Source organism: Cryptosporangium arvum DSM 44712 (assembly GCF_000585375.1).
GTDB classification, from domain to species: domain Bacteria; phylum Actinomycetota; class Actinomycetes; order Mycobacteriales; family Cryptosporangiaceae; genus Cryptosporangium; species Cryptosporangium arvum.
On record NZ_KK073874.1, the window covers coordinates 5,803,515 to 5,818,239 of the forward strand.

At 73.0% G+C, this 14,725-nt stretch carries 18 protein-coding genes; 10 read left to right on the forward strand and 8 right to left on the reverse strand.

What is annotated here, in order from left to right; all coding sequences use genetic code 11:
- The first annotated feature begins 20 nt into the window (after positions 1-20).
- From CRYAR_RS26575 to CRYAR_RS26585, 3 genes are read left to right on the forward strand one after another with little or no spacing between them, the layout of a single operon-like run.
- Positions 21-326 (forward strand): ArsR/SmtB family transcription factor, encoded by a 306-nt coding sequence (locus tag CRYAR_RS26575; RefSeq protein ID WP_035855985.1) that lies wholly within the window; start codon positions 21-23, stop codon positions 324-326.
- Entirely contained in the window at positions 323-775 is a 453-nt protein-coding gene (locus CRYAR_RS43685; RefSeq protein WP_051570988.1) for an SRPBCC domain-containing protein, read from the forward strand. The genes CRYAR_RS26575 and CRYAR_RS43685 overlap by 4 nt, the downstream gene beginning before the upstream one ends.
- Positions 772-1,200 carry a DUF6069 family protein gene (locus CRYAR_RS26585; protein ID WP_035855988.1) on the forward strand — a complete coding sequence of 143 codons (429 nt, stop codon included), beginning with the start codon at positions 772-774 and terminating at the stop codon, positions 1,198-1,200. Before CRYAR_RS43685 ends, CRYAR_RS26585 begins: the two co-directional genes overlap by 4 nt.
- Here CRYAR_RS26585 and CRYAR_RS26590 read toward each other — a convergent pair.
- The 5 genes from CRYAR_RS26590 to CRYAR_RS26610 are packed head-to-tail and all read right to left on the reverse strand — an operon-like array spanning position 1,173 to position 4,922.
- Positions 1,173-1,964 (reverse strand): SAM-dependent methyltransferase, encoded by a 792-nt coding sequence (locus CRYAR_RS26590; protein ID WP_035855991.1) that lies wholly within the window; start codon positions 1,962-1,964, stop codon positions 1,173-1,175. The genes CRYAR_RS26585 and CRYAR_RS26590 overlap by 28 nt on opposite strands.
- Positions 1,965-2,014: 50 nt before the next feature.
- On the reverse strand, positions 2,015-2,413 hold the full coding sequence (locus CRYAR_RS26595; RefSeq protein ID WP_051570989.1) for a hypothetical protein: 399 nt from the start codon (positions 2,411-2,413) through the stop codon (positions 2,015-2,017).
- 54 nt (positions 2,414-2,467) lie between these two features.
- Positions 2,468-3,094, reverse strand: a complete 627-nt coding sequence (locus tag CRYAR_RS26600) for a response regulator (protein ID WP_035855995.1) — start codon at positions 3,092-3,094, stop codon at positions 2,468-2,470.
- Entirely contained in the window at positions 3,091-4,440 is a 1,350-nt protein-coding gene (locus CRYAR_RS43690) for a sensor histidine kinase (protein WP_051570990.1), read from the reverse strand. Before CRYAR_RS43690 ends, CRYAR_RS26600 begins: the two co-directional genes overlap by 4 nt.
- A gap of 14 nt (positions 4,441-4,454) precedes the next feature.
- Positions 4,455-4,922, reverse strand: a complete 468-nt coding sequence (locus CRYAR_RS26610; protein ID WP_035855998.1) for a hypothetical protein — start codon at positions 4,920-4,922, stop codon at positions 4,455-4,457.
- A 192-nt stretch (positions 4,923-5,114) separates the two neighbouring features.
- Here CRYAR_RS26610 and CRYAR_RS26615 point away from each other — a divergent pair, with 192 nt between their 5' ends.
- The 5 genes from CRYAR_RS26615 (at position 5,115) to CRYAR_RS26635 (ending at position 7,497) form a co-directional block, all read left to right on the forward strand.
- Entirely contained in the window at positions 5,115-5,348 is a 234-nt protein-coding gene (locus CRYAR_RS26615; RefSeq protein ID WP_035856000.1) for a hypothetical protein, read from the forward strand.
- Positions 5,349-5,471: 123 nt separating this feature from the next.
- Positions 5,472-5,669 (forward strand): hypothetical protein, encoded by a 198-nt coding sequence (locus CRYAR_RS26620; RefSeq protein WP_035856003.1) that lies wholly within the window; start codon positions 5,472-5,474, stop codon positions 5,667-5,669.
- 87 nt (positions 5,670-5,756) lie between these two features.
- Positions 5,757-6,035, forward strand: coding sequence for a hypothetical protein (locus CRYAR_RS26625; RefSeq protein WP_035856006.1), 279 nt, complete (start codon positions 5,757-5,759; stop codon positions 6,033-6,035).
- A 28-nt stretch (positions 6,036-6,063) separates the two neighbouring features.
- On the forward strand, positions 6,064-6,690 hold the full coding sequence (locus CRYAR_RS26630; protein WP_035856007.1) for an FMN-binding negative transcriptional regulator: 627 nt from the start codon (positions 6,064-6,066) through the stop codon (positions 6,688-6,690).
- A 372-nt stretch (positions 6,691-7,062) separates the two neighbouring features.
- A complete protein-coding gene (locus CRYAR_RS26635) occupies positions 7,063-7,497 on the forward strand; it encodes a hypothetical protein (RefSeq protein ID WP_035856010.1) in 435 nt (144 codons plus the stop codon).
- A 37-nt stretch (positions 7,498-7,534) separates the two neighbouring features.
- Here CRYAR_RS26635 and CRYAR_RS26640 read toward each other — a convergent pair whose 3' ends face one another.
- Entirely contained in the window at positions 7,535-9,802 is a 2,268-nt protein-coding gene (locus CRYAR_RS26640) for an FdhF/YdeP family oxidoreductase (RefSeq protein ID WP_035856011.1), read from the reverse strand.
- 129 nt (positions 9,803-9,931) lie between these two features.
- Between CRYAR_RS26640 and CRYAR_RS26645 the strand changes: the two genes are divergently transcribed.
- Both CRYAR_RS26645 and CRYAR_RS26650 read left to right on the forward strand, forming a co-directional pair.
- Positions 9,932-12,643, forward strand: a complete 2,712-nt coding sequence (locus CRYAR_RS26645) for a TIR domain-containing protein (protein ID WP_084700972.1) — start codon at positions 9,932-9,934, stop codon at positions 12,641-12,643.
- A complete protein-coding gene (locus tag CRYAR_RS26650; protein ID WP_157018071.1) occupies positions 12,598-13,305 on the forward strand; it encodes a hypothetical protein in 708 nt (235 codons plus the stop codon). Before CRYAR_RS26645 ends, CRYAR_RS26650 begins: the two co-directional genes overlap by 46 nt.
- Here the strand turns inward: CRYAR_RS26650 and CRYAR_RS47545 are convergent.
- Both CRYAR_RS47545 and srmL read right to left on the reverse strand, forming a co-directional pair.
- Positions 13,302-13,514 carry a hypothetical protein gene (locus CRYAR_RS47545; protein ID WP_157018073.1) on the reverse strand — a complete coding sequence of 71 codons (213 nt, stop codon included), beginning with the start codon at positions 13,512-13,514 and terminating at the stop codon, positions 13,302-13,304. The two genes, CRYAR_RS26650 and CRYAR_RS47545, sit on opposite strands and share 4 nt — an antisense overlap.
- Positions 13,515-13,589: 75 nt before the next feature.
- Complete coding sequence (gene srmL, locus CRYAR_RS26655; RefSeq protein WP_211247650.1) at positions 13,590-14,693, reverse strand: PheS-related mystery ligase SrmL; 1,104 nt, start codon at positions 14,691-14,693, stop codon at positions 13,590-13,592.
- Between the last annotated feature and the right edge of the window lie 32 nt (positions 14,694-14,725).

Below are 14,725 nucleotides of genomic sequence, written 5' to 3' on the forward strand. Positions count from 1 at the left end.
CTGGCGCGAAGGTAAACCATATGGTTCACCGTCAGTTCGCGGCTCTGGGCGACCCGACCCGTCTGGCCATCGTCGAACGGCTCGTTCGCGGGCCGTCGACGGCCGGCGATCTCGCGGCGCCGACGTCGATGTCGCTGCCCGCCGTCCTCAAGCACGTCCGCGTGCTCGAAGAGGCCGGTCTGGTGACGACGGTCAAACGGGGCCGCGTCCGCGAATGCCGGTTGCGTGACGACGCGCTCGTCGCCGTGGCCGAGTGGACCGCACGGCAGCAGGCGCTCTGGTCGACCCGGCTGGACGCTCTCGGCACTCTCCTGGAGGAATCGTGACCACCGCTCCGCTCCTGTCGTTCGACCTCGACCGCACCTACCCCGCGCCACCCGAGCGGGTCTGGGCCGCCTGGACCACCGCCGACCAGCTGGAGCGCTGGGTCCTGCCGGATCCGGAGTGGCGCGTGTCGAGCTGCGAGGTCGACGCCCACCAGGGCGGCGGCTACCGGCTCCGGTTCGGCCCGCGCCCGGACGGCGACTCGTACCGCGAGACGGCGACGTTCGCGGTGTACGAACCCGTGGAGCGTCTCGTCTTCGACGTGCTGACCGAGGGCGACGGCACGTCCGAGCGGTCACGCTGCACGGTGCGGTTCCGACCGGTGGACGGCGGCACCCACCTGGAGCTCACCGTCGAGGGCCTCTCCGGCCCGCAGGCGCTCGAGCACCTGCGTACCGGCTGGCAGTGGTGCCTGGAGGGCATCGCGGCCACGCTCGAGGCGACGGCGTGACGACGACCGGCGCCCCGGCCGCGAGCCGGACCTCGTTCGTCGTCACCGGGCTGGTCGCCAGTGCCGTCGCGGCGTCGGCGACCGGGCTCGCGGCCCTGCTCGCTCAGGCCGTCGGCGTCGATTTCGACGTCGTCGACGGCCAGACGATCCCGGTGCCCGGCTTCGTCGTGGTGGCGGGGTTCTTCTCGCTCGTCGGCGTGCTCGTCGCGGCCGCGTTCCGCCGCTGGAGCGCCCGCCCCGCCGTGCTGTTCGTCCGCACGGCGGTGGCGCTGACCGTGGTCTCGTTGATCCCGCCGCTGGTGTCCGGAGCGGCCGCCGCCACGGTCGTCGCACTCGTCGTGTTACATCTGGTCCCGGCGGCCGTGATGATTCCCGTGCTGGCCCGGAGTCTGTCCGGTCAGGGCTTGCGGGCCACCGCGCCGTAGACCGAGACCAGTTCGTCGCTGCGGTCGGCGAAGCGGTCCTGCTCGTCCGGGCGCCAGCGGTGCACGAGCGTGAGCCCCGGGTCGATCACGTCGAGCCCGTCGAAGAACCGCTCGATCTCGGCCTTCGGCCGGACCTGCATGGTGACGCCCCGCTCCGCGTAGATCGCCTCGACCTTCTTCCACTGCTCCGGCAGGAAGTCGCCGGTCAGGTGCGAGAGCGCGAGGAACGAACCGGACGGGAGCGCGTCGACGAGTTCGCCGACGATGCGGTGCGGCTCGTCCGCGTCGCCGACGAAGTGCGCGATCGCGACCAGCAGCAGCGCCACCGGACGGTCGAAGTCCAGCGTCTCCTTGGCGGCCGCGAGGATGCGCGACGGGTCGCGGAAGTCCGCGTCGAGATAGTCGGTCGACCCTGCGGGGTTGCTGGTCAGCAGCGCCCGGGCGTGCGCGAGGACGATCGGGTCGTGGTCGATGTACACGATCCGCGCGCCCGGGTCGACGCCCTGGGCGACCTCGTGCACGTTCGGGGACGTCGGCAGCCCGGTGCCGATGTCGAGGAACTGCCCGATGCCCTGCTCGCGCGTCAGGAACGTGACGACGCGCCGTAACCAGTCGCGGTTCGCGCCGGGGGCGACGTCGCTGGCCGGGTTGGAGCGGCGACCCTGCTCGGCCGCGGCCCGGTCGGCCGCGAAATTGTCCTTGCCGCCGAGGAGGTAGTCGTACACCCGCGCCGGATGCGGGACCTCGGTACGCAAGTCAACCACGACAGCTCCTCGTCAACATCGATCCAGTGAGGACATGATGCTGTCACGGGTCACACGAACTTCGCTTCCAGGTCGGCGAAGAACGCGGTGGACAACGCGAGAAAGTCGGCCTCGCGCAGGCCGATCGGATCCCCCACCCGCAGTTTCAGCACCGACGTCGCCGGGTCGAGCCGGATCGCCTTGTCCGTGCCCATCACACCGCCGTTGCTCAGCAGCGACATCGCGACCACCCGCACCTCGTTGAGCGGGTTGCCGTCCTTCTTCTCCAGCGTCCGCGTGCGGTGCACGAAGTGGTGCTCGAGGCGCAGCACGAGGTTGTTGAAGAAGACCGGCTCGAACTCACGCACCTCCGGGGTCGATCCCAGCGCCCGGAACGCGTCCACCTGCACGCCGAGCTCACGCCGGCAGGCGTCCACGTAGTCCTGCGGGTACTTGTTCATCGCCAGCATCGCGCGCCCCTTCGACCGGTCGGTTCACCCTAGATCCCCCCGGCCGGGCCGCCGCTAATCCTCGGCCGGCAGGTGATCACGCACCCAGAGCGCCGCCGACGTGCGGTCGGAGACCCCGATGCGTTTGAACGCGTTGCCCAGGTGCACCTTCACGGTCCGTTCGGTGATGCCGAGCGTCCGCCCGATCTGCTTGTTCGCCAGCCCTCGCGCCACCAGCAGCAGCACCTCCCGTTCCCGGGGGCTGAGCAGCGCGGCCGGGTCGGGTGCCGCGCCCGGGAGCAGCGTCCGCGCCACCCGCGGATCGAGCGGCGCGTCGCCGCGCGCGGCCGCGTGGATCCCGGCCACCAGGTCACGCGGGTCCGCGTCCTTGAGCAGGTAGCCGGTGGCTCCGGCGGCGAGCGCGTCCTGCACCGAGCTGCGTCCCGACGACGACGTCAGCACCAGCACCGTGCTGCCCGGCTGTTCCGCCAGCAGCCGCCTGGTCGCCTCGACCCCGTCCATCACCGGCATCGACAGGTCCATGAGCACGACGTCGGGCCGCAGCGAGGCCGCGAGTTCGATCGCCCGCGCGCCGTCCTCCGCCTCGCCGACGACGTCGATCTGATCGGCGTCCTCGAGAAGAGACGCGAGCCCGGCCCGGACGAGCGCGTGATCGTCCACCAGGAGTACCCGGATGCTCATGGTTTCTTCTCCAAGCGCCAGCGGGTGCCGCCGCCCGGTCGGGACGCGACCGCGAGCGTCGCGCCCGCCTCCCGCGCGAGGTCGGCCATCACACGCAGCCCGAAGTGCCCCTCGGGGCCGACCGCGGCCGGGTCGAACCCGACGCCGTCGTCGGCGACCTCGAGCGTGACCGCTCCGGTCACCGCGACCACGACGTGCGCGGCGTCCGCGTGTTTCGCCACGTTGCGCAGGCTCTCCTGCGCCACCCGGAACAGCAGCGATTCGACGTCGGGCGTGAGCTCACGCGTGGGCTCGACGGTGATCTCCACCTCGGTTCCGCGCTCGCGCAGGCCGGTGACCAGGTCTTCGAGAGCGGCGGCCAGCCCCGAGTCGACGAGCGAGGGCGGATAGATGTCGACCAGCAGGGATCGCATGCTGCCGACCCCGGCGCGCACCGTGCCGGCCACCGAGTCCAGGCGCTCGGCGAGCGACTCGGCGCCCGGCGTCGCCCGGGCCTTGCCGGCCGCCGCCGCGACCGCGAACGCACCCGCGGTCAGGTCCTGGACGACGCCGTCGTGCAGCGTCGCGGCGATGCGTTTGCGTTCGGAGTCGGAGGCGGCCATCGCCCGCTCACGGAGCTGTTCGCGCTGGAGGGTGGCCCGGCGGACCCGGCCGACCAGGGCCCAGATCACCGGCGCCTGGAGCACGAGCATGAGCAGCAGGCTGCTGACCGTGATGCTGGCGAAGCCCCGCCAGAGCTGCCCGCTGCGGTCGGTCACCGCGTCGTAGCGTGAGTAGGTCTCGAACAGCAGCGTCCGGCCGCCCGGGGTCCAGACCGGGCGGTAGACCTCGAGCAGCTTGCTGTCGCTGCGCTCGTACTGGTTCTCCGGCTCGTCGAGGTCGCTGACGTCGGCCCGGGTGCGCGGGGTCTCCAGGACACCGCGCTCGTCGTCGCCGAGCGGGAACGTCCGCCCGATCAGGCGCGGTTCGTCGGAGTAGACGATCGTGCCGTCGGGTGTCCAGATCTTCGTGCGCACGATCGCGCCCACCAGGACCCCGGGCCGAATCACCGCGTCGAGCCGTTCCCGGGCGGCGGCCGCCGTGGTCCGGTCCGGGGAGAGCAACGCGTCCTCCAGCGCCGGGGTGACCACCGCCCCGGCCAGCAGGTCGGTGACGGTGAGCGCGTCGTTCACCGACTCGGACTCGGCCGCCTGGCGGGCGGCGATCGTGCCGGCCGAGGCCGCCACGCCGAACACCACCAGGACGGCGAGCACCGACTGGACGATGATGCGGCGCCAGGACACCACCCGATCGGCCCGGGCGGGGTTCCCGGCGGCGGCGAGCACCACCCAGTTGTCGTCGGTCACGGGGAAATCCTTGCTCAGTCGTGGTTCGGACCGTCGTCCGACCCGCCGCCCTTACCGCTGTTGCCACTGCCCTTGCCGCTGTTCCCGCTGCCCTTGCCGCTGTTGTCGTCGTCGTCCCCGCCGCGGTTCCGGCGGCCGCCGTGGTCGTCGCCGGATTCGGTTCCGCTGGAGTGGGTGCTGCTGGAACGGGTGCTACCGGGGTGGGTGCTGCTGCGGTGCGTGCCGCGGTCGTCGCCGGGCTCGGCGGTGCGGTGGCCCTTGTCGTCACGCTGACGCAGGCCGCCCTTGTCGTCGGCCGACGCGGACGCCGAGGCCGACGCCGACGGCCGCGCCGTCGGGCTGTGGCTGGTCGCCGAGGGCGACGGCGCCGTCTTCACCGCGATCTCCCGGCTGAGCGCACTGTTGCCGGTCACCCCGGCCACCGCCGGTGCCGCCGCCGCGAGAACCGCCACCACACCGAGCGCTACGAACGTCGCTTTCATCAGGTCTCCTCCTCGACACGAAATGCGATGAGACCTTTGTCCGCCACAAGCGGTTCCAACCGACAGCCGTACGGTAGTACTAGTACCCCCCGAGGGCAGCTCTCACCAGCAAAAACAGGTCGACGCATCGGCGGTGGCGGGCCGTCGGTACCCCGCCGACCAGGTGGTCCACCCACCCACTAGGGTTCCCGCGTGACCCAGGGGGTTCCCGACCGCTGCGTGATCGGCGGGCCGGACGGCACCGACTGTCCCGCCCCCGCCGAGGTGAAGCTCGCCGACGGCTCCGGGGCGTCCGCCTGGAGTTGCGCCGACCACGCCGACGAAGTGCTGATCAACGCGCGCGGGGTGTTCCTCGCCGACGACGAACCCGACGGCCTGGTCGCGTTCCTCGCCGCCCGCGGACGCACGCTCGGCGGCACCGGCTGACGAGGAATTCCTGACACTTGTAGTTACTGCTTGGCTGCGCTCCCAACGGGGAATAGGGGGATCAGTTTGTTGTGGGCATCACCAACCCCCCGCCCGGATGCCCCCATCCCAGGAGGTCGCACCATGCGAATCGGAAGCGTTGTCGTGGTGATCTGGTTGTTGATCGGCGTCATCGCTGCCGCACAGCGTGACTACTTCTCCGGTGGAGAAGCCAGTTGCGCGAAGACGGGCACGATCCTCGTCACGATCGTCGCCGGTCCGTTGAACTACTTCGGGCTCAACCCGAAGGTGAACTGCTCGACGCCGCAGCCGTCGAAGTAGTTCACCGCACACGCGTGGGAGCCCGCTCGGGCTCCCACGCGTTTTTGTTGCCACCGGTACAGCACGCCGACCCGTCCCGCGCCGGTCGTGACCGCCGCGCTGCTGGCCGGCGCCTACGCCGTGCACTGCGCCTACCTGGCGACGCACGGCCTCCTCGACCGTGACGCGTCGGCGCTCGTCCCGCTGGTCGAGTTGGGCGTCTGGGGTCTGCTCCCGGCCGGGCTGTGGCGCGGACGCCACCTCGCGTACGTGCTGGTGACGATCGCCGCCACGCTCACCGTCCTGGTGGCCGCGCCCGCGTTCGGGGAGTCCCACCACTGGGCGGACGCGGTCCGGCTGGTCGACGGTCGCCGCGCCCGGACGTGAACGGCCCGGTCCGGGTTAGGGTCGGGGAATGTACGTCCCGTCCCACTTCGCCGTTCCGGCGCACCGCCAGGCCGCGCTCCTCGGCGGCGGTGGTTTCGCGCATCTGGTGACGCCCACCGCCGAGGGGCTCCTGTCCACGCCACTACCCCTGCTGTTCGACGCCGGGCGCAACGCGTTGCTGGGCCACGTGGCGCGCAACAACCCGCACTGGCGCGACCTGCCCGACGCCGAGTCGCTGGCGATCCTCACCGGCCCCGACGCGTACGTCTCCCCCGGGTTCTACGCCTCGAAGCGTGAACACGGCCGGGTGGTGCCGACCTGGAACTACGAGGTGCTGCACGTCCACGGGCGGCTGGTCGCCCACGACGACGTCGAGTGGCTGCGTGACCTGGTGACCAGGCTGACCGACGCCCACGAGTCGAACCGCGCCGAGCCGTGGCAGGTCACCGACGCCCCGGAGCGCTTCATCGACGGGCAGTTGCGGGCCATCGTCGGCTTGGAGCTGGTGATCAGCCGGGTCGAGGGCAAGGCCAAGCTCAGCCAGAACCGCTCGGACGCCGACCAGGAGGGCGTGATCGCCGGCCTGAGCGCCACCGGCGAACCCGGCGACGCCGAGGTGGCCACCGCCATGCGCTGGGCCCGCGCCGACGCGTGATCACCGCGGGGCCGATCGTGGCCCCCGTTCCCCGACGGCGAGACCGAGCCGCCCGCACCGTCGCGGCCGACTGTCGTGATGACGACAGCGGGGATCGCCCGCTCCGCTGTGGACATAGACTCGGCGCGCTCCGGGCGGGCCGAGAGGGGGCCGCTCCGCGAGCGGCCCCCTCCGCATGCCCCACCACTCCGGTGGCCTCCGAAGGACGGTCGCCGCTCCACGCCGGCTCTGCCACGCTGAAGCGGTCCGGTCCGGGGGCGGCCGACAGCTGTGGGGGGAATTCCGCGGGCCGTCGAGGCCCGCTCTCTCGGTGTTCCGGCGTTGTCGTCGTCGACGGATCTCTGTGCGCTCTTCCCCGAGAGGTCGTGACCGATGTCCCGCAAAGTCCTGACGGCCCTGGTCGGCCTGGCCGCGGCGTTGGCCCTGCTGGTCGGCGCCGGTGGCCCCGCCGCCGCGGCCGTACCCACGAGCAGCCGCAACGGCATCACCACCTGGTTCGACCCCGGCAGCAACGGCTCCTCGACGGTCTGGCAGTTCAACCGGTTCACCGGCACGGGCTGGAAGCAGGGGTACCTGCGGATCGGCACGCTGGGCATCACCCAGCAGGGCCGGTACCACTTCACGATCCGGCAGTCGGGCGCCACCTACACGCTCACCTACCCGACCGGAACCGTGCAGCGGATAGTCGAGCGCGGAGCCAACCCCGGCGCGAACGCGTTGTTCGTGAACTACGTCGGCTACGAGCAGATCTGGTTCGGCTGCTCGTCCGGCCGGATGCCGTACTACGCCCTGTCCGCCTGCCGCTGACCGCGCCCGCCGTGGGGTCCGAACCCGGGCCCCACGCCTACCGGCGTTCCAGCCGGACGACGACCGACTTCGACACCGGCGTGTTGCTGATCTCGGCGGTCGAGTCCAGCGGGACCAGCACGTTGGTCTCCGGGAAGTAGGCCGCCGCGCACCCGGGAGCGGTGTCGTACGCGATCACCCGGAAGTCCTCCGCGACCCGCTCGCCGTCGGCGTATTCGCTGATCAGATCCACGTGGTCGCCGTCGCCCAGGCCGAGTGCGGCCAGGTCGCCGGGGTTGACGAACACCACCCGGCGGCCGGAGCGCACGCCCCGGTACCGGTCGTCGAGACCGTAGATCGTGGTGTTGTACTGGTCGTGGGAGCGTACGGTCTGCAGGATCAGCCGCCCCGGCGGCACCCGCAGCACCTCGAGCGCGTTCGCGGTGAAGTTCGCCTTGCCGGTCGCGGTCGGGAACGTCCGCGCGTCCCGCGGCCCGTGCGGCAGCACGAACCCCTCCTGCGCGCGCTCGACGAAGTTCTCGAAGCCGGGCACGACCCGGGAGATCCGGTCCCGGATCCGGTCGTAGTCCTCGGTGAACTCCGGCCACGGCAGCTCGATCCGGCCCGCTTTCGCCAGCGTGCGCTCGGCCAGCCCGGACACGATCGCGACCTCGGACAGCAGTTGCGCCGACGCCGGCCGCAGACGCCCACGTGAGGCGTGCACCGCGCTCATCGAGTCCTCGACGGTCACGAACTGCGGCCCGCTCGCCTGCCGGTCGGCCTCGGCGCGGCCGAGCGTCGGCAGGATCAGCGCCTGCTCACCGGTGATCGCGTGCGACCGGTTGAGTTTCGTCGAGACCTGCACGGTCAGCCGGGTCCGGCGGAGGGCCGCCTCGGTGACCGCGGTGTCCGGCGTGGCCGACACGAAGTTCCCGCCCAGCGCAAGGAACACCTTCACGACGCCGTCACGCATCGCCCGGATCGAGTCGACGACGTCGTAGCCGTGCTCGCGCGGCGGCGTGAAGCCGAACTCGGCTCCGAGCGCGTCGAGGAACTGCGGGGCGGGCTTCTCGTAGATGCCCATCGTGCGGTCGCCCTGCACGTTGCTGTGCCCGCGTACCGGGCAGACCCCCGCGCCGGGGCGGCCGACGTTGCCGCGCAGCAGCAGGAAGTTCACGATCTCGCGGATCGTCGGCACCGAGTTCTTGTGCTGGGTGAGCCCCATCGCCCAGCAGACGACGATCCGCTGCGAGCCCAGCACCCGCTGGTGGATGCGCTCGATCTGCTCGCGCGGTAACCCGGTGGCCTCCAGGATCTCGTCCCAGGACGTCGCCAGGGCCTCGGTCGCGAACTCGTCGAAGCCGTGGGTGAACGTGTCGACGAACGAGCGGTCGACGCCGTCGGAGGCGAGCAGCAACTGGTTCAACGCCCGGAACAACGCCAGGTCGCCGTTGAGACGGATCTGCGCGTACTCGTCGGCGAGCGCGGTGCCGCGCCCGACCACGCCGGACGCCTTCTGGGGGTTCTTGAACCGCATCAGCCCGGCCTCGGGCAGCGGGTTCACCGCCACGATCGACGCGCCGGCCTTCTTCGCCTTCTCCAGCGCCGAGAGCATCCGCGGGTGGTTGGTGCCCGGGTTCTGCCCCACCACGAAGATCAGGTCGGACTGGTAGAGGTCCTCCAACGACACACTGCCCTTGCCGACGCCCAGCGTCTCGACGAGCGCCGACCCCGACGACTCGTGGCACATGTTCGAACAGTCGGGCAGGTTGTTGGTGCCGAACGCGCGCACGAACAGCTGGTACAGGAACGCGGCCTCGTTGCTGGTGCGCCCGGAGGTGTAGAACGACGCCTCGTTCGGGTCGTCCAGCGCGGCCAGCTCCGACGCGATCAGGTCGAACGCGGCGTCCCACGAGATCGGCCGGTAGTGCTGTTCGCCCCGCGCCAGGAACATCGGTTCGGTGAGCCGGCCCTGCTGCCCCAGCCAGTAGTCGGTCTTGTCCGCGAGGTCGACCACCGAGTAGGCGTCGAAGAAGTCGGCGCCGACGCGACGCTCGGTCGCCTCCTCGGCCACCGCCTTCGCACCGTTCTCGCAGAACTCGGCGACGCTGCGGTGATCGGGATCCGGCCACGCGCACCCCGGGCAGTCGAACCCGTCCTTCTGGTTGACCTTCGCCAGCGTGAGCAGCGTGCGACCAGCGCTCATCTGCCGGCCCGCATGACGTAAAGACTGGACAACAGCTGTCAAACCCGCCGCATGGTCCTTGGCGGGACTAACCGACAGGTTGCGCTCGTCGACGTCCGCGGAAGGGGGCTTGGCCACCAAGTCGACACCTCATCATCATCGAGCCGGAACACCCTCAAACTACCCTTCTCCCGCCCGAGCGCCATTTGACCGCCGCGCAGGGGACGCCACTGTGGACTCCGCCGTGCCATAGTGCGCGGCGGGGGGACCATGCGATCCAGCTCAGGGCGCCAGGTGCGGGCGGCGATCCGCCGGCAGGCCGCCGCGCGCCTCGGCGACGCCGACCACCACGTCTTCCTCTCCTACAACCACGCCGACCGGGACTGGGCGCAGACGCTCGCGCACCGCTTCCAGTCCCTCGGCCGGGGCTGGCGGCGGCACCCGCCGTTGCGTGTCTTCGTCGACTCCACCGACGTCAACGCCGGTCCCGACCTGTCCGCCGCGGTGACCGACGCGCTGGCCCGCTCGCGGTACCTGGTGCTGCTGGCCTCGCCGCACTCGGTGGCGTCCCGGTGGGTACCGCGCGAGCTCGCGTACTGGCTCGCGCACCGGCCGGTCGAGAACCTGCTGATCGCGCACCTCTCCGGCCACCTGGAGTGGGACGACACCACCGGCTGGACCGGCACCGCGATCGACGCCGACCTCCTCGGCCGGGCGTTCGCGGCCGAGCCGGTCCACGCCGACCTCACCGGGCTCCGCCCGTTCCGGCTCCGGCGGCCGGCCACCTGGCGTCACCGGAAGGCGGTCAGCTCCGCGGCCGCCTCGCTCGCCGCGGCCGTGCTCGACCTGCCCAAACGTCAGCTCTACGACGACGACCTGCGCCGCCAGCGGCGATTGGTGCGCTCGACCGCGCTGGCCGTCGTGGCCCTCCTCGCGCTGGGCACCGCGGTGCCGGTCCTGGCCGACCGCTGGCGCCAGAGCAGGCAACTGGAGTTCGCCACCCGGCTGGCCCGCGCCGCCGACGCCGAGACCGCCCGGCCCGACCTCGCGCTGCTGCTCAGCGCGGCCGCCGCCCACGCGGCCCCGAACCACGAGCTCGATCGGGTGCTGCTCCGCCGCGCCGCCCGCTACCCCGGCCTCCGCCGCGTCCTTCCCGGCCCCGGCATCGGCACGGTCGAGCAGCTCGACGTCTCCCCCGACGGGCGCTGGATCGCCGGCGCGACCCGCGTCGGCTCTCGCGCGGGGCTGATCCTCTGGCCCGCCGCCGGCGGCACCCCGCGGGTCGTCCACGTCGAGGGCAGCCTCGCCACCGCGGTGGCGTTCGCTCCGGACGGCCGCACGGTGGCCGTCGGCACACTGCAGGGCACGGTCGAACTGCATCCGGTCGACGCCGGGCGCGCGGGCCGCCGCGCGGTCGGCGACCGGCCGGCCGGCGCGGTCACGTCGCTGTCCTATCCGCCCGGCGGCGACCGGCTGATCGTCGGCCACGACGACGGGCACGCCCGGCTGTGGGACCTGGCGCGCTCCGCCCCGGTGCGCACCTGGACGGACGTCGCCGCGGTCCGGGGAGCCCCCGACGGGCGCACGGTCGCGATCGCCGACTCCGCCGGGCAGCTGACGATCCGGGACACCGCGACCGACCGCGTCGTCCGGCGCGTCGACTCCGGTGGGCCGGTGCTCACGATGGCGTACCGGCCCGACGGGCGCCGGATCGCGGTCAGCGGGCCGACGACCGTGCTGGTGGTCGACCCCGCCACCGGGGCGGTGCGGCCGGTCCCGGGCGCGCCCGGCGGCGAGCAGCTCGCGTACGGCGCCGGCGACCTCCTGGCGTCGGGAAACACGCTCGTCGACGACGCCGCGACGAACCCGGTGACGCGGGGCCGTCCGTTCGCGCTGCTCGAGCGTACGATCGCCGTCGACCCGAGCGGGCGCACGCTGATCAGCGCCGGCCAGTGGCTCGACAGCCCCGATCACGGCGCGGCGCTGGTGTGGGACGCGACCGGCGGCCCGCTCGGCCAACGCGTCCTGCGCTCCACCGGTGCCCACGCCGTGCCGGCCCCCGACGGACGCCGGGTGGCCGCCGCCGGGCCGGGTGGCGTCACCGAGTACGACCCGGACACCGGCCGTCCGCTCGGCGGGCCGTTCACCGGCGTGAGCGCGCCCGACGCGCTCGCGTACAGCACCGACGGCCGGTGGCTGGCGGCCGTCGAAGGGCGCCGGCTCGTGCTCTGGCGGGGCGGGCGCGCTCCGGCCCGCGAGATCGCGCTGCCGATGCCGATGCTGGCCACGAGCGGCCGGACGGCGCTGGTCGCGGCCGCGACGGTGTTCGCGGTGGCTCGGCCGGACGGCAGCGTGTCCGTCGTCGACGTCCGGTCCGGCGTGGTGAGCGAGGGCGCGGCGCCGGGCGGCGCACTGACCCCGGTGGCCTTCACCCGCGACGGGCGCACGGCCGCGATCGGCACACCCGGCGGGGTCACGCTGTGGAAGGGCGGGCGCACGCTCGCGCTCGATCGCCCGGTGACCGCGCTGACGTTCGTCGGCGCCACGTCCGACCTCGTCGGCACCGACGGGCGGCGCGTCGTGCGCTGGGACACCGGCACCGGGCGGCGCACGACGCTCGGCGAGGTGAGGGTGCCTTCCGGCGCGCCGCTCACCCGGCTGGCGACCGACCCGGCGGGGACGGTGCTCGCCGGAGCGTCGGACGCGGGGGGCGTCTACCTCTGGGACGTCGCCGACGGCACCCGGTGGACCCTCCAGGACACCGGCACCGGGGCCAGCGTCCTGGCCGACGGTCCCGTCACCTCGCTGGCGGTCACCGGCGACGGCCGTGCGCTCGTGCTCGGACAGGGCTCGCGCCTCGTCCGCTGGACTCTCGACCCGGAGCATTGGAGGCGCTGGACATGCGACGTCGTGGGGCGGAACCTGACCGCGGACGAGTGGCACCAGTACGCGACCGGCGACCCGCCGCGGGTGTGCGGCTGACGGTCGGTGTGCTGCTGACCGCGGGTGCGCTGGCGGCCGGCTGCGCCGAGACCCCGGCTTCGCCGGACCCGGCTTCCTCGGGCCCGGCCGCCTCGGGCCCGGCCGCCTCGGGCCCGGCTTCTTCCGGGCCGGCTTCTTCCGGGCCGGCTTCTTCCGGGCCGGCGTCGGCGGGGGTCGCGGCCGCGCTGGCTGACGTGTTGCGGGCGCCGCCGGGGTTCGCGCCGTACTCGCACCCGCTGGCCGGCCCGATCACCACGCCCGACGAGGTGGCCACGGTCTTCGCCGACCACCCCGGCGACGCCGAGTTTCTCCTCGGCCACGGCTTCCGGGCCGGCTACCTGCGCGGCTGGGCCCGCGAGACCGGCACCACCACCGCGACCAGCACCGTCGACCGCACGATCGCGCAGAGCATCGTCGTGCGGTTCGCGACCCCGGCCGACGCGCGTGCGTTCGTCACCCGGTCCCGCGACCTGTACACCACCGACGGGTTCACCCCGTTCCCGGTGCCGGCCGCGCTGCCCGGCGGGTGGGGCGGACGGTCCACCGGATCGGCCGGTGTCCTCTGGACCCGGGGCACCGACCTGTACAGCCTCGTCTTCACCTCGGCGACCATCCCACCGTCCACCGACGAGCTCGTCCGGGCCGCGCTGGCCCAGAACTAGTCGAACACCACCAGCGCGCCGCTCAGCAGCGCCAGCGTCGAGCCGAGGACCATCGACAGCCACCGCGGCGGCGGGCGGCGGCTCACCCGCCCCACCCAGCCCCGGCGCACTCCCGCGCCGCCGGGTCTCGAGCGTCGGCGCTGGTGCTGGTGGACGCGTGGCCGGCAGTGCGAGCGGCCGGTGGCTCCGGCGCGATGGGCGGCAGTCATGTGACGAACAATGCCCTCCGTAGGCAAGTGTCCCCTTCGTACCGGCTGAGAATCAGCGCAGAATTCGCCGCCCCATCACGCCGAGGTCGCCCACTCCCGGTGCGGGCCGCGGTGCACGGCCGCGTAGACGGCGTCGCGCAGACGGTTGGCCTGCGCCGAGGTGAGCGCGCCGGTCGGGGGGCGCAGCGTCAGGCGCACCAGCACGTTGCACTCGTCGGGGCCCAGCCCGAGGCGTTCGCGCGCCACCGGCGGCAGCTCGTCGTACGGCGTGACGCCGACGATCTCCACCGACTCCAGCGACTCGGCGTCGTCGCCCAGCGCGCCGCGTACCGTGTCGCCGAGCAGCTCGGCGTCCGGGATCCCCGCGACGACGATCGACAGGTCACGCCGCACCGCGGGTTGCCGCGAGACCGGACGCCACGGCGCCAGGTCGAGCATCTGGCCGGCCACGCGGGGATCCGCCGAGCGCAGCAGCCGGATGTCGTCGACGCCCTTGCGCACCATCAGCGCGCGATCGAGCCCGATGCCCATCGCCAGCCCACCCATCCGCGGGCCGCGGGAAGTCAGACCGGCGTGATCGAGTACCGCGGGCGCGATCAGGCCGCACTCGCCCAGCTCGACCCAGCCGCCCGGCGTCTCGACGTCGATCTGGCGTCCGTCGCGCGTGTACGGGTGTGACGCCGGCGTCAGCCGCCACCGGGCACCGGGCACCACGGTCGCGACGACGAGCGCCGCCATGGCCTCGAGGTCGTCGAGCGAGACCGGCGACACCGTCACCCGCCACAGGTCCACCTGGTGCGGCGCCCCGACGTGCAGCCGGTCGATCACGTCGCGCCGGTGGACCAGGCCGGGCAGCACCAGCAGGACGTCGGGCACCGGGTCGGCCGCCAGGCGGCGCAGCGCGGGCGGGACGCCCGCCGACGTGTGGCTGCGCAGCATCACGGTCTCGCCGACGTACCGGCTGTACCGCGCGTCGCGGGTGACCGCGTCGGGTGCGTACCCGAGCCGGTCGTAGTTGTCCTCGACGGCCACGAGCGGCGACGGCCGCTGCACGCTCACCGGGCAGCGCCAGTCGGCGGCGACGAGGTCGTCGAGGAGGAGTTGGACGGCGTGCGGGCCGGCGGCCGGGTCGGTCAGGTCACGCAGCCGCAGGGCGGAAACGAGTTCAGCAGTGTTCACGGGAATCCTCGTTCAGGTCGGAGGGAACAAAA